At 67.4% G+C, this 1,820-nt stretch carries 2 protein-coding genes; both read right to left on the reverse strand.

Annotated features, from left to right (window positions below; genetic code table 11):
* Positions 1 to 882: helix-turn-helix domain-containing protein (locus tag AB0903_RS34275; protein WP_366708728.1), on the reverse strand; the 882-nt coding region annotated here is incomplete at its 3' end.
* On the reverse strand, positions 879 to 1,607 hold the full coding sequence (locus AB0903_RS34280) for a TnsA-like heteromeric transposase endonuclease subunit (protein WP_366708730.1): 729 nt from the start codon (positions 1,605 to 1,607) through the stop codon (positions 879 to 881). The genes AB0903_RS34275 and AB0903_RS34280, both read right to left, overlap by 4 nt.
* Positions 1,608 to 1,820 lie beyond the last annotated feature (213 nt).

The following is a 1,820-nucleotide window of genomic DNA, read 5'->3' on the forward strand; positions in this document are numbered from 1 at the left end:
TAGCTCCGCCTGCATCCACTGCAGCGTCACCGGATCGAGCGCGAACACGTCCAGCCGCGTGGTGTCCATCAGCACGTACTCGCCCGGCCGCGTGGGCCGCAGCTTCCCGTAGACCCCCCTCGGGCGGTCGGCAATGTCCCGGTTGCGCTGCGTACTCAGCCGGAACGTCGGATGGCGCCGCTCCAGCTCCTGCATCCACCGATAAGCCGTTGTCTGCGGCGGCACCGGCACCTTGACCAGCTTAAATTTGATCTTGACGCGAGCCTCGACTTCTTCCAGCACCACCTTCACCGAGGGCCGTGACTCCTCCTCATACTCGTTCAGCACCTCCACCGCGGCTTCGACCCAGCGCGGATCGGCATTGCTCAGCCCGCCGTCCGCCGACGCCGTCCTCGGCACCAGACCAGCCTCGCCGTGCTCGCGGAAGGCCTGTGCCCACCGGCGCGTTGACCGGGCGGACACCCCCAGTTCCGCTGCCTTGGCCTCATACCGAACCTTCAACGGCAAGCCGGGGGCATACTGAGGCCGTGGCTCGCCGGGCCGCGGAAGGTCCTCACTGCCCGAGCGGTAGCCCGTCAGCATCTCCCGGACATGCTCGGCCCGCTCCAAGACCTCCTTCTTCTCCTCCTTGGTCAGCCGGTTCAGAACCACAGCCGCAACGTCCTCGTCATCGGCGGAAGACGGGCCCGATCCGTCGTGGATCAGCTCGGCGCGATCCGAGGCCAGCAGCTCGCGCAGCGACATCCGGGCCAGCCGGTCGCGCCCGTCCTTGAGGACGACCTCCATGCCCGTAGCCAGGCTGGCGAACTCCACGACCTCGACCGTCTCGCCGTCCAGCCGGAAGTGCGTCCCGATCCCCAGCTTCGTTCCCGCCCCGCTCATGCAGTCCTCCGCAGTACGTGTCCCGCGCTCAGAGGCCGTTCCAGCGCGGTCGTCACGTGCCCGGACCACAGCAGGTGCAGCACCGCCGACTTCACCAGTGGCCGAGGACACTTCGACAGCAGCCGGAAAGCATCGCCCAGCGACATGCCGTCCAGGTCCGCAGCCTGCAGCGCGGCCACCAGGTCAGGGTCGAACAGCCAGTCGCGGCGGTAGCCAGCCAGGAACCGAATGTTCTCCAGCACGTGCGGATCCGGCTCGCTCCACACCTCGTACTGCCACCCGCGTGACGTGACCGCCTCTCGCGTCCAGGCGAACGTGAAGGCGACCTCCGGCTTCTGAAGCCGGTGGCGCGGCTTGACGTCCACGACCACCGGGCCGTCGTCCGTCAGCAGCAGATAGTCCGGGATGTGCTTACGGACCTTGCCGTCCAGGTCGGCCTTGAGCAGGAAGGGCTGGGCGACGATGTGCCGCACGTCCTGGGCGAAGTCGGCGAACAGTAGCCGCCCCAGCTCCAGCCTCGACTCGTAGATCACGTGATCGCCCATGGTGGACGACCAGTACGTGCCCGAATAGTGCTGCTGCCCCTTGAACCAGCGGAACGTCCGCCACGGACGGGCCTCCCGCAGCAGCCCGAGCGGCACCGACGGCCACTCAAGGTCCTCCACCACGGCCTCGTCACCACGCCGGACACTCAGCCGTACCGGCGCGGCCAACGCTGTACTCATCGGACCACCAACCCCGCGATTTCCGAGGCGGCCCCACTGGCCGCCGAACGCTGGGGTCCTGCCCCGGCCAGCAGTGGAGACGACGACCGGGGAGGTCCTGTACACGAAGAGGGGAACTACTCGTCCACGGAGCATGATTTCCATCCCCGTGTCCTATTGGCCACTTGGTGGCCATCGCTGATGGAAAGTGGCCACTGGATCTGGAAACCTACA

The organism is Streptomyces sp. NPDC048389, assembly GCF_040706335.1.
Taxonomy (GTDB): domain Bacteria; phylum Actinomycetota; class Actinomycetes; order Streptomycetales; family Streptomycetaceae; genus Streptomyces.

Coding starts and splice junctions, on each gene's coding strand:
- AB0903_RS34280 (WP_366708730.1), bottom strand. CDS start 1,607: ATGAGTACAGCGTTGGCCGCGCCGGTACGGCTGAGTGTCCGGCGTGGT.